General features: G+C 37.0%; 22 protein-coding genes. 4 read left to right on the top strand and 18 right to left on the bottom strand.

The window, feature by feature from the left end:
• Window positions 1-21 precede the first annotated feature (21 nt).
• From BKP35_RS08470 to BKP35_RS08450, 5 genes are all read right to left on the bottom strand, one after another.
• Entirely contained in the window at window positions 22-339 is a 318-nt protein-coding gene (locus BKP35_RS08470) for an ArsR/SmtB family transcription factor (protein ID WP_071312915.1), read from the bottom strand.
• An 18-nt stretch (window positions 340-357) separates the two neighbouring features.
• Window positions 358-537: a hypothetical protein gene (locus BKP35_RS19470; protein ID WP_071312914.1), complete on the bottom strand. Its 180-nt coding sequence runs from the start codon at window positions 535-537 to the stop codon at window positions 358-360.
• Window positions 538-939: 402 nt separating this feature from the next.
• Entirely contained in the window at window positions 940-1,338 is a 399-nt protein-coding gene (locus tag BKP35_RS08460) for a YugN-like family protein (RefSeq protein WP_071312913.1), read from the bottom strand.
• Window positions 1,339-1,704: 366 nt separating this feature from the next.
• Entirely contained in the window at window positions 1,705-3,060 is a 1,356-nt protein-coding gene (locus BKP35_RS08455) for a glucose-6-phosphate isomerase (protein ID WP_071312912.1), read from the bottom strand.
• A 339-nt stretch (window positions 3,061-3,399) separates the two neighbouring features.
• Complete coding sequence (locus BKP35_RS08450) at window positions 3,400-4,563, bottom strand: iron-containing alcohol dehydrogenase (protein ID WP_071312911.1); 1,164 nt, start codon at window positions 4,561-4,563, stop codon at window positions 3,400-3,402.
• A gap of 316 nt (window positions 4,564-4,879) precedes the next feature.
• Here BKP35_RS08450 and BKP35_RS08445 point away from each other — a divergent pair, with 316 nt between their 5' ends.
• On the top strand, window positions 4,880-5,107 hold the full coding sequence (locus BKP35_RS08445) for a DUF378 domain-containing protein (RefSeq protein ID WP_071312910.1): 228 nt from the start codon (window positions 4,880-4,882) through the stop codon (window positions 5,105-5,107).
• Between the two features lie 543 nt (window positions 5,108-5,650).
• On the opposite strand, the gene yugI is transcribed toward BKP35_RS08445, so the two are convergent.
• The 3 genes from yugI to BKP35_RS08430 form a co-directional block, all read right to left on the bottom strand.
• Entirely contained in the window at window positions 5,651-6,061 is a 411-nt protein-coding gene (yugI, locus tag BKP35_RS08440) for a S1 domain-containing post-transcriptional regulator GSP13 (RefSeq protein WP_071312909.1), read from the bottom strand.
• 265 nt (window positions 6,062-6,326) lie between these two features.
• Window positions 6,327-8,138 (bottom strand): tetratricopeptide repeat protein, encoded by a 1,812-nt coding sequence (locus tag BKP35_RS08435; protein ID WP_071312908.1) that lies wholly within the window; start codon window positions 8,136-8,138, stop codon window positions 6,327-6,329.
• An 80-nt stretch (window positions 8,139-8,218) separates the two neighbouring features.
• Complete coding sequence (locus BKP35_RS08430) at window positions 8,219-9,352, bottom strand: DEAD/DEAH box helicase (RefSeq protein WP_071312907.1); 1,134 nt, start codon at window positions 9,350-9,352, stop codon at window positions 8,219-8,221.
• Window positions 9,353-10,086: 734 nt separating this feature from the next.
• Here BKP35_RS08430 and BKP35_RS08425 point away from each other — a divergent pair.
• A complete protein-coding gene (locus BKP35_RS08425) occupies window positions 10,087-11,055 on the top strand; it encodes a bile acid:sodium symporter family protein (protein ID WP_071312906.1) in 969 nt (322 codons plus the stop codon).
• A 178-nt stretch (window positions 11,056-11,233) separates the two neighbouring features.
• Here the strand turns inward: BKP35_RS08425 and BKP35_RS08420 are convergent, their stop codons facing one another.
• Together BKP35_RS08420 and BKP35_RS08415 are read right to left on the bottom strand one after the other, a co-directional pair.
• The gene (locus BKP35_RS08420) at window positions 11,234-12,412 is read right to left on the bottom strand and encodes an aminotransferase (RefSeq protein ID WP_071312905.1); all 1,179 of its coding nucleotides are present in this window, start codon (window positions 12,410-12,412) and stop codon (window positions 11,234-11,236) included.
• Window positions 12,409-12,903 (bottom strand): Lrp/AsnC family transcriptional regulator, encoded by a 495-nt coding sequence (locus tag BKP35_RS08415; RefSeq protein ID WP_071312904.1) that lies wholly within the window; start codon window positions 12,901-12,903, stop codon window positions 12,409-12,411. The genes BKP35_RS08420 and BKP35_RS08415 overlap by 4 nt, the downstream gene beginning before the upstream one ends.
• A gap of 491 nt (window positions 12,904-13,394) precedes the next feature.
• Between BKP35_RS08415 and BKP35_RS08410 the strand changes: the two genes are divergently transcribed.
• Complete coding sequence (locus tag BKP35_RS08410; protein ID WP_084031535.1) at window positions 13,395-13,979, top strand: isochorismatase family protein; 585 nt, start codon at window positions 13,395-13,397, stop codon at window positions 13,977-13,979.
• A 224-nt stretch (window positions 13,980-14,203) separates the two neighbouring features.
• Here BKP35_RS08410 and BKP35_RS08405 read toward each other — a convergent pair whose 3' ends face one another.
• From BKP35_RS08405 to BKP35_RS08380, 6 genes are all read right to left on the bottom strand, one after another.
• Window positions 14,204-14,485: a ferredoxin family protein gene (locus tag BKP35_RS08405; RefSeq protein ID WP_071312902.1), complete on the bottom strand. Its 282-nt coding sequence runs from the start codon at window positions 14,483-14,485 to the stop codon at window positions 14,204-14,206.
• Window positions 14,485-15,780 carry an FAD-dependent oxidoreductase gene (locus BKP35_RS08400; RefSeq protein ID WP_071312901.1) on the bottom strand — a complete coding sequence of 432 codons (1,296 nt, stop codon included), beginning with the start codon at window positions 15,778-15,780 and terminating at the stop codon, window positions 14,485-14,487. Before BKP35_RS08400 ends, BKP35_RS08405 begins: the two co-directional genes overlap by 1 nt.
• On the bottom strand, window positions 15,773-16,804 hold the full coding sequence (locus tag BKP35_RS08395) for an electron transfer flavoprotein subunit alpha/FixB family protein (RefSeq protein WP_071312991.1): 1,032 nt from the start codon (window positions 16,802-16,804) through the stop codon (window positions 15,773-15,775). Before BKP35_RS08395 ends, BKP35_RS08400 begins: the two co-directional genes overlap by 8 nt.
• Window positions 16,805-16,812: 8 nt before the next feature.
• Complete coding sequence (locus tag BKP35_RS08390; RefSeq protein ID WP_071312900.1) at window positions 16,813-17,637, bottom strand: electron transfer flavoprotein subunit beta/FixA family protein; 825 nt, start codon at window positions 17,635-17,637, stop codon at window positions 16,813-16,815.
• Between the two features lie 924 nt (window positions 17,638-18,561).
• Window positions 18,562-18,822 (bottom strand): DUF3006 domain-containing protein, encoded by a 261-nt coding sequence (locus tag BKP35_RS08385; RefSeq protein WP_169819174.1) that lies wholly within the window; start codon window positions 18,820-18,822, stop codon window positions 18,562-18,564.
• A gap of 235 nt (window positions 18,823-19,057) precedes the next feature.
• Window positions 19,058-20,011: an alpha/beta hydrolase gene (locus BKP35_RS08380; RefSeq protein WP_071312898.1), complete on the bottom strand. Its 954-nt coding sequence runs from the start codon at window positions 20,009-20,011 to the stop codon at window positions 19,058-19,060.
• Here BKP35_RS08380 and BKP35_RS08375 point away from each other — a divergent pair.
• Entirely contained in the window at window positions 20,001-20,243 is a 243-nt protein-coding gene (locus BKP35_RS08375; protein WP_084031534.1) for an HDOD domain-containing protein, read from the top strand. The genes BKP35_RS08380 and BKP35_RS08375 overlap by 11 nt on opposite strands.
• Before the next feature lie 671 nt (window positions 20,244-20,914).
• Here the strand turns inward: BKP35_RS08375 and BKP35_RS08370 are convergent.
• Together BKP35_RS08370 and BKP35_RS08365 are read right to left on the bottom strand one after the other, a co-directional pair.
• Entirely contained in the window at window positions 20,915-22,210 is a 1,296-nt protein-coding gene (locus BKP35_RS08370; protein WP_071312896.1) for a radical SAM/SPASM domain-containing protein, read from the bottom strand.
• A 458-nt stretch (window positions 22,211-22,668) separates the two neighbouring features.
• Window positions 22,669-24,747, bottom strand: coding sequence for a methyl-accepting chemotaxis protein (locus tag BKP35_RS08365; RefSeq protein ID WP_071312895.1), 2,079 nt, complete (start codon window positions 24,745-24,747; stop codon window positions 22,669-22,671).
• Between the last annotated feature and the right edge of the window lie 518 nt (window positions 24,748-25,265).

Here is a 25,265-nt window from a genome sequence, read left to right as displayed (position 1 = left end):
TAGGACAGCCACTTCTTCCTTCTAATTTCTACTAAAAATACAGCATAGTTGCGGGGATAATATTTTGTTAACTTCTGTATCGTTTAACTTGTAATAACTCCATGTACCTTCAGTTTCTTTCATAATAAAACCGGCGTCTAGTAATATTTTCAAATGATAAGAAAGTTTAGATTGCTTCATATCAAAAATGTCACATAAGTCACAGACACATATTCGGTCTCTCATACACAGTTCATGCATAATTTCGAGACGCTTTTCATCTGCTAATGCTTTGAATTTCAGTTCATATGCTTTAAAATCAATCGAACTTTCCGTGGAGAAAAGTTTTATTTCTTTCATGCTTATATCACCTCCGTCCTAATATGAACAACATATGTTTTTACAACAAGGCTTTTGTTTTACAAATAACCCTTTAATAGCTTTTATAAAACTTAGCCCCATTTTTTGTTTAGTAGATGAACTCTCCTTCATTTGTTTGGCAATCATATGTTGACGATATTCAATTTCAGTCTTCAAAAAATAGTGGTTATGAAGCATTTTCAATTCCTCCTCATCAATTTATCAATTTTTTTTGATTAATAACACATATTAAATCAACTTTTTTTGATCTAATTTAATTATAATACAACAAGAAAATTTTAACAATGTTATTTATCAACTTTTTTTGATTAATTTATTTCGAGTAATTTTGATTTCTCCAAACGAAAAAAGAGGGTGGGACAAAAGTGTCTGACACCACGCGGATCCTACTAAATATAGACGTAAAGATTTATCATATGTCTATATTCGGTGTCTAACGGTGTCTGACACTTTGTTTTGTCCCACCCTCATTAAAAAAGTTGACTCACACTTCGAATTACTTCGGCCCTTAAAGAGAAATTCTCTCTTTCTATATACTGAAGTTTCGAATGTCCTTGAGTCATCCTCACTTTCTTTGCTTTAATCTTGCAGTACTGCCTCTAACTCTTTGACAAGGTCTTGTCCTGTTAAAATCCATTGCTGAGGAAACTGAGCATCGCTATCGACAGGCGCCTGAAATTGATTGACCCAAGGGTTTGGATCTATCGCCTCATCATCTAACCCTTTATTATATTTATGGGAAAGTAAAAACGGGCGACCGAGCTGTACAACGACGCCTCGTTGGTCTAACATCCCTTTGACAGCACTAAACGGTACACGTAAAAATAAGTAACTCACTTCATCGTCCATTTTGTAATCAAAATAGCCGTGATCATAATCCCAGTTTCCACCGATGTCATATCCTAGCGGCTTTAATTTTTTTTCTAAGTCAATTAACTTGTATTGCTGATTTTCTATTTGCGACGGAACTTCGATCATTTTTACTCCTCCTAGTGACAACTTTGCTAATTATAGGTTGTCCTTTTGGCATGTAAAAATGTAAAAGTATCATACGATTTTTCTCGACTTAGGCTGTAGCAAAAGTTGCGGACATGAGAGGCCTTATTTTGTGATTTTCCTTGTTTTTAAAGAATTATCGGACACGAGGGCCCTTATTGCCCTCCATTTTGCTGAAATTTATACTTATTTCAGTAAATAAAGGCTCTCATGTCCGCAAAGTTAGAAAAACTTGCTTATTTACGAAAATAAGGGCTCTGATGTCACATAAATTTTTAAGGTCCTCGTATGTCCGTTAAAATACTAGGTCGAAAAAACCAGCCCTTATTCCGAGCTGATTTTCCAAACTTATTTATTTAAACGTGCTTCCAACTTCGCCTTTTCTTCTTCAAATCCTGGCTTACCAAGTAAAGCAAACATGTTTTTCTTGTATGCTTCAACTCCAGGTTGGTCGAACGGATTCACTCCTAGTAAGTAGCCACTAATAGCGCATGCTTTTTCGAAGAAATAAACCATGTAACCGAAGTGATACGGTGTTAATTCAGGGATTGATAAGATTAAGTTGGGAACTCCACCGTCTGTATGAGCAAGCATTGTTCCTTCGAATGCCTTTTTATTAACGAAATCCATCGTCTGGCCTGCTAAATAGTTTAAACCATCTAGGTCACTCGCTGCTTCTTCAATCAGAATTTCTTTTTCCACTTTTTCTACGTGAAGGATCGTTTCAAAAAGATCGCGACGCCCGTCTTGTACGTATTGTCCCATTGAATGTAGATCAGTTGAGAAGTCTACAGCAGCAGGGAAAATTCCTTTTTGATCTTTTCCTTCACTCTCACCGTAAAGCTGTTTCCACCATTCAGAAACGAAGTGAAGTGCTGGCTCGTAGTTGACCATTAATTCAATCGTTTTTCCTTTGTTATATAGCGCGTTACGAACTGCGGCATATTGATAAGAATGATTCACGGTTAAATCTGGGTTTTCTAAATCTGTCATCGCATTACGAGCACCTTGCATCATTGCATCGATATCGACACCACTTACAGCAATTGGTAGTAAACCTACAGCTGTTAAAACTGAAAAACGTCCACCTACATCATCAGGGACAACAAACGACTCGTAACCTTCTTCTGTAGCTAACGTTTTAAGAGCACCGCGCTCTTTATCTGTTGTCGCAAAAATACGTTTGCGTGCTTCTTCCACCCCATATTTTTTCTCTAAATAATCACGGAAAATACGGAAAGCAATTGCTGGCTCTGTCGTAGTTCCAGATTTTGAAATTACGTTAACAGAAACGTCTTTTCCTTCAAGTAGATCTAGTAAGTCACGTACATATGTAGAGCTAATGTTATGTCCTACGAAAATTACTTGTGGAGTTTTGCGGTCTTCTTTTGATAATACGTTATAAAATGTATGGTTTAATGCTTCAATCGCAGCACGTGCACCTAAATATGAACCACCAATTCCAACAACTAATAATACGTCAGAATCAGACTTGATCTTTTCTGCTGATTTTTTAATGCGAGCAAATTCTTCTTTGTCATAGTTTTCAGGAAGATCAACCCAACCTACATAGTCATTTCCTGCACCTGTTTTGTTATGTAATGCATTGTGAGCCGCTGTTACTGCATCTTGTAAGTAAGATACTTCATGCTCTTGAATAAAATCTAATGCTTTTGAGTAGTCCAATCTTAATTTTTCAGCCATTGTTAAAATCCTCCTAAAGTCGATTTTTTATCGTCGATTAAAAATTAACATAATGCTAGTGAGTGAATTTCATAATTACCAAAAAGTAGTCACAATAAACGATATATAGTTGCAAAGTGTTTTGGTGCAACTATATATTCATCTTAGTGACGGAAATAATGAATTATGAAATTTATTATAGTATGTGTTAATTTAAAATATCTAAAAACCTCACCTCTTTCACTTTATAAAAACGGTACGGACAAATCAAGTTTCCATTTTTATGTAAGCGTAACCAATTTGAATATTTTTAATAAAAATGAGCATCGGGTCAACTAACACCCCGATGCTCTAACTTTTTTATAAAGACTTCGTCAAAATCTCTATTACATTTTCTTTATTCAATTTTTTAAAGTTTCCGAACTCGCCTTTAACCATTGCTTTGTCCGCCATTAATTCAATGTTGGAGTTATCGATATTATAATCACTCAAACGACTAGGGGCACCTAGGCTTTGCCAAAACTGTTCAAGTTTCACAATACCTTTTTCAGCAATTTGTTGTTCTGTTTTTCCTGTTGGATCGACACCCCAAACACGAGTCGCTAATTGATTAAGCTTACGTAGTCCTGGTTCTTCGACATGACGTAGCCATTGTGGATATATAATCGCTAAGCCACCTGCATGCGGGATGTCATATACCGCTGAAATCGCATGCTCGATATTGTGTGAGGCCCAATCTCCAACAGCCCCCATTTGTAAAAATCCGTTTAAAGCGATCGTTCCTGAATAAAGAACCGTTTCACGCAACTCGTAATTTTCCAGATCATCGATCAATTTTGGAGCGGCCTCAATCACTGTGAGTAGGACGGCCTCACACATTCTTTCTTGAAGTGGTGTGTTTTGTGCCGGGTGAAAATATTGTTCAAGCACATGCGTCATCATATCAACAACACCATATACAGTATGATTTTTCGGAACAGTGAACGTATTTACTGGATCTAATATTGAGAACTTCGGAAAAACGTGTGGACTTCCCCAGCCGTATTTTTCTTTCGTTTCCCAGTTCGTAATTACAGAACCAGCATTCATTTCAGAGCCAGTTGCTGCTAATGTTAATACGGTGCCAAACGGGATTGCCTCTTTAGGAATATGTTTTCTCGTCACAATATCCCATGCGTCACCTTCATATTTCGCACCTGCAGCGATTGCCTTCGTGCAGTCAATTACACTTCCACCGCCCACTGCTAAAATAAAGTCGACATCATTTTGCTTACAAATGTCTACACCTTTATGTACGGTCGTCAGTCGTGGGTTTGGTTCTACACCTGCCAATTCAAAAACTTCAACTTCGCATGCTTTTAATTGAGAAAGCACACTTTCATATAGCCCATTACGCTTGATGCTGCCTCCACCGTATACTATTAAAATCTTGTTTCCATACTTCGGTACTTCTTTTTGCAATTGTTCGACTTGCCCTTTACCAAAAATTAATTTTGTAGGATTTTGAAAAATAAAATTATCCATATTCCATCCCTTCCTTTCTACCTCTTATTATGTACGATTTTCATTTTTAACGTAAAGTAATACGAACGGATAGACTATTATTTTATAAAAACTGTAGCATAATGCAAAATACCATTTCATATTCTAAAATCGAGTCAAAAATGGAATTATTAATTCTACATTATGAATTTTGATTTATAAATTCTAAATTATACATTCTTAATTCTAAATTAAATGCCAAAATGTATAATAAACGTCATTCTTTCTCATTCTAACAGTAGAAGCAGTTAAGCTTCTTGTACAATGCATGATTCCCCCGTTTAAGGAGGTGAGAAGAATGAGCGGAATTCAACGATTTGCTTTAGTTTTAGCTATAATTGGAGCGGTTAACTGGGGCTTAATTGGGTTCTTTCGTTTCGATTTAGTAGCTGCGATCTTTGGTGGACAAGCAGCTGGTTTTTCAAGATTTATTTATGCGTTAGTCGGTCTTGCTGGCTTATATTGTATCTCTATCCTTTTCAAGCCTGACGAAGAGTTAGAGCGCAGCCCACAACCAGAAAGATAACGTGTTTTTCACAACAGTTGGGGGGGCTTTAGAGCACTCCCAATTGTTTTTTAGCTAGCTCATATCACTCCTTTATAAATTAGTTTAAGGCTGTTATTAAATTAAAGGGTTTAGACTTTCAATTCACAGAAGCTCTTTCTGTCGATCCTTTATTTTCTGACAGCCTTTTATCATTTCCGAGGCAATATTACAAGAAAAGCGCAAGGCGCCCGCCTATCGGCGAAAACCAGTGGAAGACCTGCCCGTAGCGGTCAGGGTTTAGACCGCGAGGGAAGGTCTGAAGTGGTCGAGCCGATGGCGCCTGAAACTAGACAATTAGAAAAGCGCAAGCGCCTTGGTCACGAGCGAAAGGCACTGGAAGGCCTTTGACAGAAGCCGCCTTTTGGCTTCCGAAATGGACTGAAGTGACCGAGCTCGTAGGCGCTGGAGCTAGACAATTAGAAAAGCGCAAGCACACCGCTTAGCTTCGATAAGCGTTGGAGGGCCAGAAATGATTACATAAAAAAAAGCAACCGTCTATATAGAGCGATTGCGTTTTTTTCATTATTTTTTAATACGTTTGTTTAGGTCAGCTTGAATTTCGTTTGATTGCTTTAACCAACCTTTAAGTTTCTCTTCAAGAGTGTTGAAGCCTTGGCTCTTCTCTTGGTGTTTTGCTTCTACTTTTCTTGGCTTTTCCGAACGAGCCGGTCTTGCTGGCTTTTCTGGCGCTGGTACTGTTTCACGAATAGATAAAGAAATTTTTCCTGATTCTTCATCGATTGACATTACCTTTACTTTAACTTGATCTCCAACAGAAAGGTGCTCGTTAATATCTTTAACAAACCCATGAGCAACTTGAGAAATGTGAACTAATCCTTGTTTTTCTCCATCGATTGCTACAAACGCTCCAAAAGGTTTAATACCTGTAACTTTTCCTTCTACTACACTTCCAACTTCTACTTGAACTGACATGAAAACAACTCCTAACTATTTTTTAACTTATTAAGTATAGCACAAATCGACATAATACACAAAGAGAGTGTTTTACTTTTATATACCACTTTTATTTTTGTCTAAAACATTTCAGAAAATGCGTAAGCGCGCACAGAAAAAAAGAGGGTCCCAAAAGCATCAGTTCACAAAAGCCAAATACTAAATAGAGACGTACTTAATTGTTTCCGTCTTTACTTAGCGCATAATGTTGACTGACACCTTGTGTTAGGGACAACCCTCTTTACTATAACTCAGCTAATTTTTTTGTCACAAGTTGAGTCAATTCTGTTTCTGAAATCGTTTCTAAATTCTCCTCTGAAGAGGATAAATTTTTCCAAGCTTCATTTTCCGTTAATTGGGAAACAATAAGCTCAATTAAATCTTTTTTATTTAATTTTGAATACCCACGAATTTTGCAACTTTTCGCAAGAGCAACTAGCTTGTCCTTCGTATAAGTTTGTAAATTTTCTTGAAGAGAATTGTCGCCAGAATTAACTTCTTCACTCTCAACCACTTCTTTAGAAGGATGTACTCCTTTTTCCACTTCTTCGGCACTCTTATCAGAAGACTCTTTTTTCGTATCATCATCGACACCAATCGTGTCCATTAACGTTTTTTCGAGATCTTCCCAATCATTTAATACAGGTCCAAATTTACTTTTTTCAATTTGCAACTGTTGTAATGCCTGCTCTTTGTCACTAGCATGTAATGATGTTTTTATTTTTAATGAAATCGCTTCGTATACATCTGCGATTTCGTCTAATTCACGTGTATCAAAACGATCTACTGCTTGCTTTGCTTTTTCCATATCACCAACAGCACTGTAATATTTTCCAAAACTTAAGAAAACTGTGGCTAAAGGTGCAATTTCAAGAGCCTCGTTAAGTGCAGTTTCTGCTTTACTATAATCGTTTGTTTGTAAAAATGCTTCAGCAATTTGTAAGTATACTGGTAAAAATTGAGGAGAATCTTTGCGAACAACATTAAACTTTAGGAGAGCTTCTTCGGATTTCCCTTCAGCAAGATCCGTTTTACCTTCCGCAAAAATACTACTTAATTCCTCGTTTAATGAAAGCTCAACTGGTTTTAGTGATATTTGCTGCCAGTTGCCCTCTATCCATACTGTCACTGGTTGGTCTGCTTCACCCCACTCAGCGAGGACAGACAGAAGCTGCTTTTTCAACCAATCTTCAAGTCGTTGAGACTTTAAAAGCTCTCTTGTTAATTGTAATGACCAAGGGTTATGATGATTCCTTATAAACTCTATTCCCGCTTGCTTTTCATGCTCACTACCATTATATAAAGACGAAACCATCATCAGTTGTTCAAACCCTAAATCGTCTTCTGCATAAAGAAGGGGGATTGGTAGTTTCTCTTCAGAGAACAAAAGAAGATTATTTTTTAAAATCTCGCCTTTTTCTTTAATAGGTTCGTTCACTTTTATTTTTTCAAAAGCCTTTTGAGCGTCGTCTATATAGCCTTCGTTACTTAGGGCCAATGCCGATCGATATAAAGACATCGGTGCAAAGTGGGCATGTTTTTCTTTATAAAGTCCACTAAGAAGCTCGTCTTCCTTTAAAACTGAGAACATCTCTACGAGCTTTTGTAGCATGTCATAATCATGGTATGGATCATGACCTTCACGTTCATTAAATGCACTTAAAGCTTTTTTAGCATAATTTCTCGCTTCGTTCTCACGCTCAAGCCGATAAAGAAATATTGCTCCTTGTGTTAAGGCAAAAATATTTTTATCATCTAGCGTTAAAACTTTTCTCACTTTTTGGAATCCTTCTTGAAAATTGTTTAAAATCCCATGAATAACCGCTAAATGGTTTTGTGCAGGAATATAATCTTCAAAAATAGATATCGCTTTCTCAAAGCTGTTTTTAGCTGATTGTAGGTCACCTTGATTTAATTGCTGTAGTCCTTTTTGGTAATTCTCAAACACTTGTCTAAATTTATAAGGTTGACTCGTCTGAAAATGTTTCAGCCGCTCTTGTGTTGCTAATAAAGGTGACTTTTTAAGTTTTTTCTTTTTTACTTTATTCCGTTTCATAGTTGAAAACTCCTTTTTCCGATCGACAAACCTATCAACTATTTATAATAATATAAATTAGCCTTTCGCGCTACCTTCGTTTAACGAAGTTTTCCAAAAGCTAATTGTTTTTCACTGATTTTAATCTTTAAATGCTTCTCAAATTTATCAATGATAAACATTTGTTTATGCGTAACAAGTGTAATTACTTCGCCTGTTTTACCCATTCTTCCTGTTCGGCCTGCACGGTGAACATAAGCTTGTGCATCAACAGGAGGGTGTACGTTAATAATATGGCTAACATCGTCTACGTCTAAGCCGCGAGCCGCTAAGTCTGAGGCGACGACAATTTCAATTTCACCGTTTTGAATTTGCTGCATAACTTTAGCTCTTTGTTGCTTATCATTATCACTAGATAATGCGGCAGCCTTTATTCCTTTGTAACGAAGTTTCTCTGTCGTCTCAACAACCTTATCTAAATGGTTCACAAAAACAATCCCTCTTTTTATTTTCAAACTATGAATAAGCCGCCTTGCAATATCAATCCGCTCGCGTTCTTCACACTTAATAAAAAGGTGATCAACCTTCTCTGTTTCGATTTTTTCATCACTAGAAATGAACGTGACGCTCGACCTGATCAACGTCTCAATATCATCTTTTAAGTCATTTGAGATCGTTGCTGAGAAAAACATATAATTTGTTCCTTTATCAAATCGTTTAGAAAGTTCGATAAAAGCTTGTCTCGTTTCTTTTTCTCCAAGCATGCGATCTGCTTCATCGACAACGACCATTTTACTTTGATGGACTTTTAATTTTTTTTGTTGGGCTAATTCATGTATACGCCCAGGTGTACCGACAATGACTTGAGGCTTTTGCTTCTTTAGTTTTTCGAGTTGTCGTTTAATATTTGCACTACCGATAAAAACATCAATGTTAATATTGGTATCAGTGGTGAGCTCTTCTAACACACGGTAAATCTGCATCGCTAATTCGTGTGTAGGAGCTAAGATCATCGCTTGAAGTTCTTTATTATTTTCATCAAGCTTTGTGAGTAGTGGTAAGAGATAGGCTAACGTCTTGCCACTACCTGTCTTTGATCTACCTATGACAGACTCCCCTTGTAAAATTTTCGGAATTGCATCTTTCTGTATTTCGGTAGGTGCTGTTATGTTCATTTTTTGTAATGCTGTTTGTAAGTAAGGAGCAAGCTCCAACTGAGAAAAAGTATTTTCCATTTCATTCACCTTTCAATAGTTCATTCTACTTGTACTATACAGAAAACGAGTTAAAAGAACAAACGGGAATATATTTTGGATGACCACTTCTTTTCATATAAAACCGTCATGATCATTTAATTGCACCATCTAATATGGAAAAGGCGGGGGCTTTTTCATACAAAACCTTCATGGCGGCATATCCGTCACAATCTAAAATGTAAAAGGAGGGCGATTTCCTTCTCTTCGCTGTAAACCTCTAACGAGTTTTAGAGGCTCGTTCTGAAAATCACCCTCCTTTTTTCATACAAAACTATAATGACGTTGTAACGTCACCGTATAATCTGTAAAAATGGCTTGTTACCATTCCAACTTTCAGCTTTCCGACTAACCACTAACCCCTAACCAACAAACCACCTAACTACTAACCAACTTTTATACAAAAACACTTTCCTTAATTGAAATTCAGCCATGTTAAATAAATTTCTTTATTTTATGTATAAAAGAGAAACTATTGGTAAAGATATAGATGTATACAATTTAGTATTCCCCCTATTTTTAGGCAAAACTTTTAAAAGTTTTGTCTTTTTTTATGTCCAATCTAAAATTTGCAAATTTCTGCATTTAGTTTACAATTAATTTCATAATTACCAAAAACGAGCCACATTACGCAACTATATATTGATCTTCGTGGCGAAAATAATGAATTATGAAATTCATGAAATTAGAACAAATTCTTTTTGGGGAGGGGTTAGTTGAAAGCTCTTAAGATTATTAACTACTTGATCACGAAATTTATGCCGCTCTGGATCATTTCTTTTGCTATCATTGCTTATTTTTTTCCATCTCTATTTTTTGTATTAGAAAAATGGCCAGGTCCTGCCCTTGCTTTTATCATTTTTATCATGGGACTCTCCTTACCTGCAAATCAATTTATCGCCTTTTTAAAAAAGCCTAAGCTAGCTTTTCTCGGTATTTTTTTAAAGTGGGTAATGACTGTTAGCATTTCAATGGTTTTAGCTTTAGTATTTTTTCGAACCTCTCCTGAGATTGCAACAGGTATAATATTGTCTGGCGCAGTCCCAGGTGGAACGTCAGCTAATTTGTACACATTTATGGCAAACGGAGCAACCGTTCTAAGTATATCGATGTCAATAATCGATACCATTATCGGCCCTTTTCTTACACCAATGGTGGTTAAAGCCTTTGCTGGGCAACTCATTTATATTGCATTTTGGCCATTTTTTCTCAAAATGGTTTACATTATTTTTATTCCGATTTCGATTGGCCTATTTAGTCAATGGAAGTGGGGAAAGTCAGTTGAGAACATTAAACCATTTGTAACCCCTTTTTCAGCAATTGCCCTTTTTATTATCGTTTTAGCAACTGTTTCATCTGCGCAAGATGCAATTTCTGTGAATTTGCCATTAATGCCTCTATTAATTTTCGTTGTATTTTTACAAGTATTATTTTCGATGATTGCGGGCTATTACGTTGCTAAACTCTTCCGTTTTCGTGAAGGCGAATGTCGGGCAATGTTATTTCAAACAGGAATATGTAATACAGCATTAGCCGCCTTACTTGCGATGGAATACATTAGCCCTCTTGCGGCTATCCCTGCTGTAATTGCTGTAGTAATAAATCTTACATTAGGTGCTACAATGGCAGTTGTTTTTCACAGAATTGATTTAAAGGAAAAGACATCTAAAACAGATGTAGCATAATCTGTTCTAAAGAAGCCAGTAATGCTTCGTCTTATTTTGCGTTATAATCTTGTACATTAATAAGGTTGTATTCATTCAAAAAGGAAAGTACCATGCAGTTATTACTGCACAGTACTTCCCTTTTTTTATGTGTTACTTATTCCAAATTGTTAATAGTGTTTTAGACAAGCCAAAAATCTTACCTAAAACTTACAAGAAATCGGTCAATTCTTGCTACCGCCTCTTTTAAATTTTCTAATGATGTTGCATACGAACAGCGAATATGCCCTTCACCACCAGCTCCAAATACATGACCAGGAACGACAGCGACACGCTCTGCTAATAATAGTTTTTCTGCAAACTCCTCAGAAGTGAAACCTGTATTTTTTATCGATGGAAAGGCGTAAAATGCTCCACCTGGAACGTGACAAGGAAGTCCAATCTCTTCAAATGACTTAACGAAATAATTGCGGCGTTGTTTGTAGCTTTGAACCATTTTCTTTACGTCTTCCATGCCAGTTTGCAGTGCCTCAAGAGCTGCGTGTTGTGCCATTGTCGACGCGCACATCATTGAATATTGATGAATTTTTAACATTGCGCTAATGATGTCACTAGGTCCAGTGACAAAACCAAGTCTCCACCCTGTCATCGCAAACGCTTTTGAAAAACCAGAAATAATAACAGTTCGATCTTTCATTTCATCAATATTAGCGATGCTTGCGTGTTTACCGTCATACGTCATTTCTGCATAAATCTCGTCAGATAAAACAATTAAATCGTGTTCTTCAACTATTTTGGCAATTTCCTTAAGCTCATTTAAGCTCATCGTTGACCCTGTTGGATTATTCGGAAAACTTAGCATAATTGCTTTTGTCCGATCTGTTATTGCTTCTTTTAGTTGTCTTGGCGTTAGGCGGAAATTCGTCTCTGCCGTTGTGCCAACAGAAACCGGATTACCACCAGCTAATGTAACTAACGGAGCATACGAGACAAATGTAGGCTCTACAACGATCACTTCATCCCCTGGGTCAACAATCGACCGTAATGCAATATCTAGCGCTTCACTAGCACCAACAGTAACAATAATTTGTTCTTTCGGATCATATTCAAGCTGAAACTGTTTTTTCATATAATTTGCAATTTCGATGCGCAGTTCAATCATCCCTGCATTTGCCGTATACGAAGTATAACCTCGTTCTAATGAAGAAATGCACGCCTCACGCACTCCCCACGGTGTGATAAAGTCAGGTTCACCGACTCCTAAAGAAATAATATTCTCCATCGATGAAGCCAAATCGAAAAACTTCCGAATCCCCGATGGTTGTATTGAATTTACAAGATTAGATGTTCTTAACGAAGACTTTGTTTTTTGTGTCATGGTGTAATCACGATCCTATGATCACCTTCACCGTCACTAAACACTACGCCATCATGCTTATATTTTTTTAACTGAAAGTGTGTCGTTGTGGATATAACCGAATCTATCGTTGAAAGTTTATCAGATACAAAACGCGCGACCTCATTCATCGTTTTTCCTTCAATGACCACTGACAAATCGTAAGCTCCACTCATTAAATACAATGCTCTCACTTCTGGAAAGCGGTATATTCTTTCAGCAACATCATCAAAGCCGACACCACGCTTTGGGGTCACTTTTACATCAATTGTCGCTGTAACAGTTTCTGTTTCAACGATTTTTGACCAGTCGATTACTGTGGAATAACCGACAATCACTTTTTTCTCTTCTAATTTTTTAATAATCGCTTCTATTTCAGCAACTGGTAAATCAACCATTTTCGCTAAAGTCTCCACTGGAATTCTTGCATTTTCTTCAAGCAACTGTAAAATTTCTCGATGTTTTTCTTCCATAAGATTATCCCCCCATTAAAATCTAAAAATAAAAAGGATAGCGCGATTGAATAACGTTCGCTCAAAAACCTAAATCACTTTATCCCTTTAACTCAGTAATTTGTTAATTATGCAGTATATCTTATCATAAAATAACCTGTGTTTGTTATATTTTTTCGTTAATTCTGAACTTTGCATAGTTTCCCCTTATATTTTTCAAATCCGTACGCATTGAACGCTTCTATACGTATGATTTTACCTAATATTTCCAAAACAGTACACATTAAGGGCTTCGTTATAAAAATTGTTATATCAATTATAAAGGTTGTACACATTAAGATAAGGAAACAAAATTAATCGTTAGCTTTATCAATTGAGTGAATTTCATAATTACCAAAAACGAGCCACATCACGCAATATATAGTTTGCGAATGGTTTTGGCGCAACTATATATTGATCTTAGTGGAGAGAATAATGAATTATGAAATTCATTAAATTATTTTAACTTTTAAATTATAAAGGGGGGAGCGATCATCGAACATACAAATATAGCTCTCATACTTATTGATGTAATCAATGATTTTCAGTTTGACGATGGTGAGCAACTCCTTGCTCAGGCACTTTCGGCAGCGAAAAATATTGCGAATTTAAAGGAACGGGCAAAAATGTATAATATCCCGATTATATATGTTAATGATAATTTTAAAAATTGGGATCTTGATTTTGTTGAACTAGTTGAGCAATGTCTTCGTCAAGAAGAAAGAGATAAACCTTTCGTAAAGTTGTTAAAACCAAATATAGGCGATTATCATATCTTAAAACCTTCTTATTCTGGGTTTTATGCAACGCCCCTTCAGTTGTTACTAGATGATTTAAACATTGATACACTCATTATTACAGGCGTTGCTGGGGATATGTGTGTCCAGTTTACCGCTAACGATGCTTTTATGCGCGGTTTTAATCTTTATGTTCCAAAAGATTGCATTGCCTCTAAGACGGAAGCGGCAAACGATATTGCGTTAAAACAAATGAAGGAAATTTTAAAAGCGGATATTACAGTTGCGGACCAAGTAGTACTTCATCATTATATACAATAAGCATAAGACATTTCTGTTGATTTTCCTATACTTTCTACTATAATAATAGTGTAAACATCACATAGTTAGTTTGTCGCCATACAAACTAATAGTAGTGTTAAAGATTTTCTCATACTATCACTCCCAATTGATGATCAATTTTAGGTAGTAAAATGAAAAGAACCTTAAGGAATTAGCGGTTCCTTAAGGTTCGTGAAAATCTTTGTCTTAACAAATGTTATCCATTAGGCTAAACGGAATACAACTCCGTGTCCGCCTTTTGGATACTCCCATTTAATATTATCATTTGGACAGCCGATACGACAGCTTCCACATTCGTGGCAACCTTCGTATCCAACAAACATACGGTCACCTTCCCATTTGTACACTTCGCCTGGGCAGAAGATCGTACAGATTTGACCTTCACATTGTGTTGCGCATTTGTTATGGTCTAAAATCGTTAAATGTGACTTTGGGTCTGCATTATAACGTAGGAGATACTGTTTTTCTTCAATTGTTTTAGCCATTATTTCATCACCTTCCAAGCTTGATAAATATCTTTAACAACACCAAACTTGCCACGGCCTGCAGTCATAGATTTCATAATTTTCGCCTGCTTATCCCACTTAGGCGTGCCGTCAATTGTAAAGAACTGGCTTGCTGCACGGTTCATTAATGGAATGTACTCATTTAAGTATTGAGGGTTGTTCTCAAACGTATGAGTAAGATCCTTGTATTTCTTCAAGTCTTGCCCGATAAAGCTATCGTAAATGCTTGTGCGATAAGAATCTAAGCCAACTTCTGAGAAGTCTTTATTTTGCTTCGCTTTAACAATGGCTTCTGCTGCCATTTTACCTGAAGCCATCGCCATGTTAGAACCTTCACGGTGAATTGCGTTTACAAGTTGAGCCGCATCGCCAATTACAAGCACTCCGTTACCAACAAGTTTAGGGATAGCATTATAACCACCTTCTGGAATTAAGTGAGCTAAATACTCAGCCGATTCTCCATCATGAATATAAGGACGGATCATTGGGTGATTTTTTACATACTCTAATAATTCATAAGGCTTAATTTTTGAACGGATCATTCCAGATAAAGTTGTACCTACACCGATGTTGATACTATCTTTATTCGTATACAAGAATGCTGTTCCTAGTTCACCTTTCGTTGCATCACCAAAAATCTCAACTGAACAACCTTCGTTTCCTTCTAAACCGAAACGGTCATTAATTTTACCTTTTGGCATGTTAAGAACTTCCATTGCACAAAGTGCTACATCTTCATTTTGCATAGGTTTACGCATTCCAAGTGATTTAGCTAAAAGTGAGTTTACTCCATCTGCTAAAACAACAACATCCGCATAAATATCGCCATCAGGACGGTCAGTACGAATACCAACAACTTTTCCATCTTCTTGAATGCACTCTGTAACAACAGTTTCATTGATTAGTAGAACGCCTTCTTCAACAGCTTTTTGCGCGAACCATTGGTCAAATTGCGCACGAAGAACTGTAAAGTTATTGTAAGGTTCCTGAGCCCACTCTTTCCCTTTATAGCCCATTGATACCATAGATTCTTTTTCTAACATCCAAAAACGTTGTTCAACCACTGGTCTTTCGATTGGTGCTTCCTTCCAAAATTCAGGAACAATTTCTTCAGTTTGCTTGCGGTATAAAATACCACCCATTACGTTTTTAGACCCTGGATATTCACCACGTTCAACCATTAATACTTTTAAGCCATTTTTCGCACATACATTCGCACAAGCTGCCCCTCCTGGACCTGCACCAACTACGATTACATCAAATTTCTCAGGCATTAGTTTTGACACCTCCAACTTCTTTTAACGCTGTTCTAAATTCTTCAGTTAACATTGGAACGATTTCAAACAAGTCACCAACGACACCATAGTGAGCAGCATTAAAAATTTGTGCATCTGGATCTTTATTAATTGCAATAATAGTTTCAGAGTTACTCATTCCTACTACGTGTTGAACAGCTCCGGAAATTCCGATTGCAAAGTATAATTTTGGTGTAACTGTTTCACCTGTTTGACCTACTTGGTACTCATGACCGATGAGTCCAGCTTCAACAACGTCACGACTAGCACCAACTGTTGCATTAAGTACGTCAGCTAAGTCAGTTACTAACTTAAAGCCCGCTGCATCCTTCACGCCTTTACCAGCAGCAACAATAATTTCTGCCTCTGCTAAGTTTACCTTTTTACTCGCATCACGAACGATTTCTAGTACTTTCGTACGTAGATCTTCTTCTTTTAACGAGATTGTCTCTTCAATGACTTCACCAGTACGGCCTGGCTCTGGATCTAACATCTTCATTACTTTCGAGCGAACCGTTGCCATTTGTGGGCGATGCTTTTTACAAAGGATCGTCGCCATTATGTTACCACCAAACGCAGGACGGCTTGCTTCAAATAAACGCTTCTCTAAATCAATATCAAGCATTGTCGTATCTGCTGTTAAACCTGTCATAACTTCTGTTGCAACCGCACTAGCTAAATCTTTTCCGTTAGCTGTTGCTCCGTATAAGAAAATTTCAGGTTTATATTTGCGAACTAAATCACCAACAGCTTTCATATATGTTTCAGAACGATATTGTTCTACGATTGGGTCATCGATGACGTAAACTTTGTCAGCACCGTATTCAAATAATTGTGGGCTAAGGTCTTTTACATTATGTCCGAGTAATACCCCACAAAGATCTACTCCTAGCTTATCAGCTAAAGCACGGCCAGCACCGAGTAACTCTAAAGAAACTCCTACTACTTCACCTTCAATTTGCTCGATAAATACCCATACACCTTTGTACTCTTCGATATTCATAGCCATAATTACTTCCCGCCTTTCTGTGCGAATAGCTCACGTTTCTCAAGAACTGCTGAAACAAGCTCTTTGACTTGCGATTTTGCATCGCCTTCAATAAGCTTAGCACCTTCACTTTTCGCTGGCGGCCACATCTTACCTACAATTGTTGGTGAGCCTTTCATACCTAACTGTTGCTTGTCAACATCATCAAGGTCTGCTACCGTCCAAACGGTTGGTTCATAACGAGCAGCTTTAATCATGTTTGGCATTGGAGAATAAGCAACTTCATTAATCTCTTTTTCTACTGTTAATAGACAAGGAGTTTGAGATTGAATGATTTCATATCCGTTTTCAATTTTACGACGAATTTCCACTTTTGATTCTTTATTATCAACATTCTCTATTTTAATAACATTTGTAATTGGTGGAATTTCCATACGACGAGCAATACCAGGTCCTACTTGACCAGTGTCTCCATCGATCGCATGCTTTCCACAAAGAACTAATGAAATCGGTTCTTTCTTTTGAATCTTTTCAATCGCTTTGGTTAACGCATAACTAGTCGCTAACGTATCTGCTCCAGCAAATGCTCGGTCAGAAATAAGAACTCCTTCGTCAGCACCTATTTCTACACACTTTTTGATCGCTTTCACCGCTTGTGGTGGACCCATCGATAAGACAGTAACCTTACCACCATGCTGCTCTTTCAAACGAACTGCTTCTTCAACCGCATGTGCATCATAAGGGTTTAAAATAGCTGGTGCACTTGAACGATCTAGTGTGTTCGTCTTTGGATTTACTTTAATTACTTTTGTATCCGGGACTTGCTTAACACAAACAACAATGTGCATTGATTCACACTCCTCACGTATACTTCAATTTTACATACCTTGGTTAATTTTTTTTGGGAAACTAACTTTACAGTAGTTAAGTTCCCTCTACTATCATTCAAAAATAATTCATGATTATTTTTGATAGTATCAATAGTTATAAAAACACTTGAGGTTGTAAAAGTAAGTTCAGTAATTCACTTACTTTTCCATGATGAAAAAGATTGATAGAAAATTGCCCCCTACCAAATTTACAATGTGAAATTCTCCTAAGACTATGTTTCTAGGGCCGTTTGATGAGAAAGTTGAAAGGTATTCTTGCTGCCGAACCGCCTCCCTAAGGATATTCTTAGATTATAGGAATTTTACACCTGAAAAACATTCAGTTTTCCATTATTAGGGTACCAAATACCCCCCCTATAAAAGCATCGCTACTAATCTACTAATTTTAGAACCTTCTTGAAATTAAGATAATTTTTAATTTTAGTTCTTGTAAGCGATTGCTTAGTTTATTTATACCAAATTTACGGGGTTTGAACAACCATAAATTGTAGACTTTTACAGAAGCAAAACTACTATCTTACATTCAAATAACAAAATTCTACCAAAAACCCTGTCACAAAAGCGCCACATAACGTTTTTTCACTATTTTGATAGTTATTAATACTTTACTTAAATAATTGTCGTTTTTGTGAAGAAAATTTTCTTTTTTTCAAATAGTTTTTAAACAATCGTAACTATTATATTTCAAATTTTGACTATAAACCAAGATATGCTCATCCACGATTAAAATATGCTCATAAAAAAAAGAAAAAATATGGGACTGTCCCATAAGAAAGTTTCAGACACCGCTTGGCACCAAATATAGACGGTTTATAAATCCATACGTCAAATATTTAGTAAGCGCTGCATGGTGTCAGACACTTATGGGACAGTCCCACCTTTTTAATTACGTTTAAAATTACTTCGTTTACGTGATTTTAGTTGGTTCAACTTTTCATTCATTCGGTTTTGCTGGGCATTCGTTTCTTCTAGTAATAGTTGAAGAGCAACGATCGTACCATCAGTGATCGTTACATTAACAATACTACCTTCTTTTGCACCTTGAGGAAGATCTTTTATCGGAACATTATATTCTTTTTCTTCCTCACCTACGAGTAAAACCGCCAGTTCCCCATCAACAAATCGGTCAATTACGGCTTTCATAATGTCGAGCATCCTTTCTGTTCTTCTTTAAATTATACTGTTTCTCATCTGAGTGAATTTCATAATTACCTAAATTGAACCATATGAAACATATGTAGTTGCGAGCGAATTAACGCAACTACATATAGATTCTTATTGGCGATAATATTGAATTATGAAATTCATTAATCCATTATCTATTTTACGGAGCATAGAGTCATTTTTATACTGTACATGTTATTTTATAGTCTAACAATTATTCATTTTGCAAAAATGCGAGAACTCGTTCTTCGTATTCTAGTTTGTCTGTTAAATAAGATTCTATGTGACCGCCACCTTCAGTGACCCAAAGTTCTACTTGTTCTGTGTTTGGAATAGCTCCAAAAATGCGCTCGCTATTTGAGTATGGAATAGGTTCATCATCTGTACTATGGATAAGGAATAGTCGGTCTTCACCGATGTTTTCCACCGCTTGATATGGACTCACTTCTTCTGCGACAATCCCTGAAAGATGCGGGATAATATTAATGATCAACGATGTGAACGGGAAAGAAGGTAATCCTGACCAGTAAGGTAAGTTTTCTGTTAAGTACTCCTCTAAATCTGCAAAAGGACTGTCAGCAACGACGGCGCGAATATCATCGCTCTCTGTCATTGCTAAAATCGCCGTTACCGCCCCCATTGACCAACCGATTACTGAAATCTTTTCAGACCCTTTTTCTTCTTTTACAAAACTTGTTGCACCAAGCAAATCATCTTTTTCAAACTGACCGATCGTCACTAATTCACCATCTGATTTACCTGAGCCACGAAAATCAAATAACAATACGTGATAACCTTCATTCGTCAATCTTTTCGCTAACTGTAACGTCGTTATTTTTTCTTGCGTTCGAACATCTCCATATCCGTGAGCAAAAATCACCGTGTGTTCTGCTTCAACTTCTACACCATCATTTTGAGCTGGCACCCACCAACCACTTAAGCTAAGATCATCTTTCTTACTCAAAAATGAAACATCCTCGTAAATCAAACCAAAATCAGTGGGAAATTGCGTGATTTCACGTCTTTCGGGCTGCGTTAAGTTTTGACCAACGTATATTGATATCGTGACAACCATGAGCATAGATATGAATAATAGTAGAGAAAGAGATATAATAATTTTTTTCCGATAACGCATTGGTCTTGACTTCGTTTGTTGAATGACGGCCATATTGAAATCCTCCGAATCTATTTTTTATCTTGAAGATGTTGAAGCCGATGACGAGGCATTGCGGCGATTAAGGAATTTAAACGATAAAATTACGAATATGATCGAATTTGACATCTCACTTTCTTATAAAATTTTAAAAATGGTAAACACGTTTGCTTATTATACTAGAGTAAAAGTTACGTCCATTCAACAAGCGATCGTTATTTTAGGATTAAATGAGTTAAAGAAGTAAATACAATTATTACATTGAAAGACCATGGAGGGGATACGCCCACTATTAAGGAAATAATTCAACGCTCATTAATTAGGGCAAAGCTTGCTGAGCTATTAGCGGACCCTTTACTTGGGCATAATAAAAAATCTGCATCATTTATAGTTGGATTGTTCTCACTACTTGATACGAAGAAGTGTAAACGTTTTGTGGCTGGACGAAAACTCGTAAATAAAAAAGTTTCACGCTAGAAAAATCATTGCGTGAAACTTTTTTGCATTACAGAACAAAATAAATGTAGCTTCCTATCACTTATTTAAAGCTTCCTGGTACTGACTTAACAACCTGCCCTTTGGTTGTTACTGATACTGGAGTTACTCCTTGTTGAATAATTTTCATTACTGTCACCTCCTTGTTTGAGTTTTGAGTTTTGAGTTTTGAGTTTTGAGTTATTGTTAGTACTGCTTCGAAGCTGTGCGTATCCCTAGTGTAGATCTGTTGTGAGGAAAAGTTAAATATTTCTTTAGCTTCTCCTTTTGAGTTTCCACATCTTCTGGTGTGAAGCCTTTATGAACGCTTTAGTGTTCAGTAGCTTTTCTATTTCGTTTTTGAGTTAACACGTGGGCAACTACGAAGCTCATCCCTCATACAACTCATAACTCTTCACTCAAAACTGCCTTTTAAACTCAAAACTACTTTGCTATTAAACTTAAAACCTTTTTAATTTGTCGTTTTTCGTGAGAGCAGGGGCGATCGCCTGTCGCTTTTCGATAAAACGGACAATGGTTTCCTTGGCAAGCCGGTCTAAAAAAACACGATTGACAGTTTTCATCGGTTTCTTCACCCGAAGTCGTCCAAAGAGCTACTTTATCGTAATCAATATTAAGTGTTCCATCTTCTTCAAGTGTGCCTAACTGATTCTCTTCAGCATCAAACGCTAACGTACACTTAAAAATTTGAGCATCACTTGCGATAATAAACGAGTTTGGCTTTGCTGCATAACATACAGAAGCTGTCGGTTGAAGGGAACCCGCAATTAAAGCACTCATCGGAAGTCCTTCTTCAATTGCTTTTTCGGTAAACTCCCAAATTTTTTCATCAATCGTATTACGGTCACAAACCGGCAGGCACTCATCGTTTTTACCGCCCCAACGAGCCACCGGTCGAAAATACGTTTTAAAACGTGGATCATCTCCAAAGTTAGCTTTCAACGAAGATATGAAATCTGGCATCGCTGCCAAGCTTTCTTCATCAAAATTCGTTCTTAGTGTGATTTCAAAATCGCCTTCTACTTCCTTTAAACTTCTTAAATTTTCGAAGATCGTTGCAAATGAACCTTCACCGTTTGCTAGCTTGCGACGTTGATTATGTTCAACTTCATTACCGTCAATCGTAACCATTACTTGTTGAACACCGTTTTTCAATAGTTGTTCAAAGCGATCTTTCGTTAATAAATATCCGTTCGTTGCGACTTCTGCTGAATAAACAAAGTCTTGCTCATTAGCTACTTGTAAAAAAGTTTCTGATAGTTCATTGATGACGTCATCGGCTAGTAACGGTTCTCCACCAAACCAACTAACCGTTAATTGTTTAAGGTATTTCCCTTGTTGTTGAACGTAATTTTTTAACCCTTGTTTTGCTTTTTCGGTCATTTTTCCACGTGGAAAATCCTCATAACAATATGTACAGCGGAAGTTACACGACTCCGTTGGTAAAATGACTAAATGCATCGAGTCGGTACGGTGCATCGTTTGATGTAAAAATGTTGCTCGTCTTTTCTCATCAATCTCACTGCTCACAAGAAAACCTTGTTGAACAAGTTGTTGTTCAAGATGGGTTTCACCTGATGCACCTTTCGTTAACAGCCCATGTACTTTTTCGGCCTCTTCTTTATCAAAAAGAGCAATTGCACCACTGTAACTGTTATAAACGATTAACTCTCCTAAATCGGTTTCTGAAACCACGTTAAACCTTGATCGTTTGTACATGAAAAATCATCCTTTCAAGTATACACAATACTTGATTATAAAAAATATATTGGAAGGAATTCAGTGACATAGTTCACATTTTTTAAAATAATTAGGCCTTTCCAATTGTCATGACGTATTAAACATATATTTTTCCATACAAAACGATCATGACGATTAATAGTCATCATCTAACAGGGAAAAGGCGGCTGATTTCCCTCTCTTCGCTGTGACCTTCTAAGGAATCTCAGAGGCTCGTTCACGAAATCAACCGCCTTTTTTATACAAAACCCTCATGACGATTAATCGTCACAATCTAATATGGAAAAGTCCAGGGTTTTGCTTTCCAACTAACCACTAACCAACAAACCAACTTTTACCACAAAAAGCTGCCTCCTTAAAATGTTCGAACCCTTTCTGTCTTACTAGAATAGGAACTACGCATTTATTGAGACAGCCTATATTTCAGTTATATTTAATTATATTTTAAAACGATCACATGCTTCTTGAAGTTCATCGGCCATTTTTCGCAATTCGTTGGATGCGTGAGCGACTTCCTCAATCGCTGCTAGTTGTTGTTGTGAAGAAGCAGCTACTTCTTCAGCACTTGAAGAAGCGTTTTTAGATGTTCCTGCCATTTCTGCAACTGAGGCTGTAACTTCTTCAGAGCTTGCAGACATTTCCTCAGCTACTGCTGATAAGTCTTCAATTTGACCAGCGACATTATTGACCGATGCAAAAATTTCTTCAAACATTTTCCCTACTTCTCCAATAACGACAATCCCCTTATTCACTTCATCCTTGCCTTCATTAATGGAAGTAACTGCTTTGGTTGTGTTGTCTTGAATATTGACGACTAAATCGTAAACAGTTGTTGCTGAATTTCTCGTTTGATCTGCTAGCTTTCGAATTTCATCTGCAACTACAGCAAAACCTTTACCTGCTTCCCCAGCACGTGCTGCTTCGATTGCCGCATTTAAGGCTAATAGATTCGTTTGCTCAGAAATATCGGTAATTAAGTGAATGAACTTTCCGATTTCACTCGAATCGTGTTTTAACGTTTCAATAATTGCCGTCGTTTCCTCTGTCTCTTCTTGAATTCGTTCCATTTGAGTGACAGCACCCGTAACACTTTTGCCCCCGATACCTGCCTTTGTAGACATCTCTCTAGAAGAGTCGGTAATATATGATGCCGTTTCTGCTACTTTTTGAATAGCTACTGCCATTTCCTCCATTACCTGCGAAGTTTCCTGTGTATTTTTCACTTGTAATTCCGCACCTTCGGCAACTTCTTGAATTGAGTTCGATACTTCTTGGCTCGCTTGTTTTGTTTCACCAGCACTTGCTAATAATTGCTGCGAGGAGCTCGCCACTTGGTTCGAAGAAGTTAATACTGTTCCAATGATTTGTTTTACCGAATGTTGCATTTCACTTATTGCTACTGACATTTTTCCGGTTTCATCATTTCGGTTTAAACTATCTTTAGAAAATTCGTTTGAGAAGTCACCTTGCGCCATTCGTTGTAAAACATGAACAGTTTCATGCATTGGCTTTGTCATATTTCTTGCAAAAGTAAATGCGATAACAAAACCAATGATTGTCGCAATAACAATCGATATCAATAAATAATTTCTTAACGTATAAAGTCCGGCAAACACCTCAGACGTTTCAACTTCTATGACAATTCCCATTGGTTCGTCACCCATTTGGAATACACCTAAACTACCTAAAACTTCATTACCTAAATAGTTATTGTATTGTGCAGCATGTAAAAATGAAAGATCACCGTTAGAAATGGGTTGTTGCAAATAGTTGGCTGCTTCTGTCTCTAATATTTCATTTAATGCTGCGCCCTGTTGATAATCGCCTCTTTGTGTATTACTAAAAAAGACTCCTTCACCGTTAACTAAATAAGCATCTCCAGTAGCACCAAGGAAATCAGTTCCAGCATGGACTACGTCTGTAATTCTTTGTTCTTGAACTAAAAATACTAACGTACCGATCGCTCTATTAGAAAATCCATCCTCATAGACAGGGGTAGATAAAACGACTGCATTAAAGTCTTGCGTCGTCTCAAATAAAGAACTCCACACTTGCTTTCCATTGATCGCATCAATGAAATAATCACGAAACTCTAAGTTAGACCCTTCAAAATCAGATTGGTTTGTTGTAGAGTACTTTACAATCCCTTGATCATCGGTTAAAAACACTTGATCATATTCATACTGTTCATGAATTAGTTGTAAAAACTGATCAAGGCTATTGTAACTTTGGCGATATTCAAGTGAACCCGCTTCCTCATTCATTAAAATATGTAAGTTTCCATAAACGTCTTTAGACTTTGCGATGCTGATTCCTTCAGACCGCTTTTCACTAAAATAATCTGCTAACCTTTCTTTCGTTAACTCTAAGTAAAGTTCACTTTCACTAACAACTTCATCTGTAATGTTCCCCTTAGCTATGATATACGCAGCAATTCCGACCGCCAGCAAAGGTAAAAGCCCAGTTACTACAAACATAAAAAACAATTTTTTATTAAACGAAAAATTCTTTAACATAAAGCCCTCTTTCCTTACTTGTTGTAATTTTTAAATATCTAAAATAATTTTAACAAAGTAAAGAAAGCGTTTGTATGTACTAACATCCTTATTTTCAACCTGAATACTTGGTTATTTTTGTACCAATGCACAAAATATTCATAACCGATTACCGTCACTATCCCGCATGTAAAAATGTTGTTCGATTTTCTTTCGCTTCGCTTTTATTAAGCTTTATGATTGATACTTTTGTTATTAGATGAGGATAGAGATTTGTACATACAACGAATGGATAGTATGGGAGGAGTGTGCAGTAGTTAGGTTCCTTATGGGGTCGGGCATGCAAGAAGATCTCGCGTTACCTTTTGTTGAGTGTGACGCTTTGTTCAGGCACGGGAGAAGGTCTAGCGTCACCTTTTGGGTGGTGTGACGCTTTGTTCGGGCACGCGAGAAGGTCTCGCGTTACCTTTTGGGTGATGTGACGCTTTGTTCGGGCACGCGAGAAGGTCTCGCGTTACCTTTTGGGTGATGTGACGCTT

The sequence above is a fragment of the Anaerobacillus arseniciselenatis genome (assembly GCF_001865995.1).
GTDB lineage: Bacteria > Bacillota > Bacilli > Bacillales > Anaerobacillaceae > Anaerobacillus > Anaerobacillus arseniciselenatis.
This window is presented reverse-complemented; position numbering and strand designations above follow the sequence as displayed.

Excerpts from the sequence above, each read along its gene's own strand:
- BKP35_RS08470 (WP_071312915.1), bottom strand. The coding sequence starts at position 339 with ATGAAAGAAATAAAACTTTTCTCCACGGAAAGTTCGATTGATTTTAAA.
- BKP35_RS19470 (WP_071312914.1), bottom strand. The coding sequence starts at position 537 with ATGCTTCATAACCACTATTTTTTGAAGACTGAAATTGAATATCGTCAA.
- BKP35_RS08460 (WP_071312913.1), bottom strand. The coding sequence starts at position 1,338 with ATGATCGAAGTTCCGTCGCAAATAGAAAATCAGCAATACAAGTTAATT.
- BKP35_RS08455 (WP_071312912.1), bottom strand. The coding sequence starts at position 3,060 with ATGGCTGAAAAATTAAGATTGGACTACTCAAAAGCATTAGATTTTATT.
- BKP35_RS08450 (WP_071312911.1), bottom strand. The coding sequence starts at position 4,563 with ATGGATAATTTTATTTTTCAAAATCCTACAAAATTAATTTTTGGTAAA.
- BKP35_RS08445 (WP_071312910.1), top strand. The coding sequence starts at position 4,880 with ATGAGCGGAATTCAACGATTTGCTTTAGTTTTAGCTATAATTGGAGCG.
- yugI (WP_071312909.1), bottom strand. The coding sequence starts at position 6,061 with ATGTCAGTTCAAGTAGAAGTTGGAAGTGTAGTAGAAGGAAAAGTTACA.
- BKP35_RS08435 (WP_071312908.1), bottom strand. The coding sequence starts at position 8,138 with ATGAAACGGAATAAAGTAAAAAAGAAAAAACTTAAAAAGTCACCTTTA.
- BKP35_RS08430 (WP_071312907.1), bottom strand. The coding sequence starts at position 9,352 with ATGGAAAATACTTTTTCTCAGTTGGAGCTTGCTCCTTACTTACAAACA.
- BKP35_RS08420 (WP_071312905.1), bottom strand. The coding sequence starts at position 12,412 with ATGACACAAAAAACAAAGTCTTCGTTAAGAACATCTAATCTTGTAAAT.
- BKP35_RS08415 (WP_071312904.1), bottom strand. The coding sequence starts at position 12,903 with ATGGAAGAAAAACATCGAGAAATTTTACAGTTGCTTGAAGAAAATGCA.
- BKP35_RS08405 (WP_071312902.1), bottom strand. The coding sequence starts at position 14,485 with ATGGCTAAAACAATTGAAGAAAAACAGTATCTCCTACGTTATAATGCA.
- BKP35_RS08400 (WP_071312901.1), bottom strand. The coding sequence starts at position 15,780 with ATGCCTGAGAAATTTGATGTAATCGTAGTTGGTGCAGGTCCAGGAGGG.
- BKP35_RS08395 (WP_071312991.1), bottom strand. The coding sequence starts at position 16,804 with ATGAATATCGAAGAGTACAAAGGTGTATGGGTATTTATCGAGCAAATT.
- BKP35_RS08390 (WP_071312900.1), bottom strand. The coding sequence starts at position 17,637 with ATGCACATTGTTGTTTGTGTTAAGCAAGTCCCGGATACAAAAGTAATT.
- BKP35_RS08385 (WP_169819174.1), bottom strand. The coding sequence starts at position 18,822 with ATGAAAGCCGTAATTGACCGATTTGTTGATGGGGAACTGGCGGTTTTA.
- BKP35_RS08375 (WP_084031534.1), top strand. The coding sequence starts at position 20,001 with ATGACGGCCATATTGAAATCCTCCGAATCTATTTTTTATCTTGAAGAT.
- BKP35_RS08380 (WP_071312898.1), bottom strand. The coding sequence starts at position 20,011 with ATGGCCGTCATTCAACAAACGAAGTCAAGACCAATGCGTTATCGGAAA.
- BKP35_RS08370 (WP_071312896.1), bottom strand. The coding sequence starts at position 22,210 with ATGTACAAACGATCAAGGTTTAACGTGGTTTCAGAAACCGATTTAGGA.
- BKP35_RS08365 (WP_071312895.1), bottom strand. The coding sequence starts at position 24,747 with ATGTTAAAGAATTTTTCGTTTAATAAAAAATTGTTTTTTATGTTTGTA.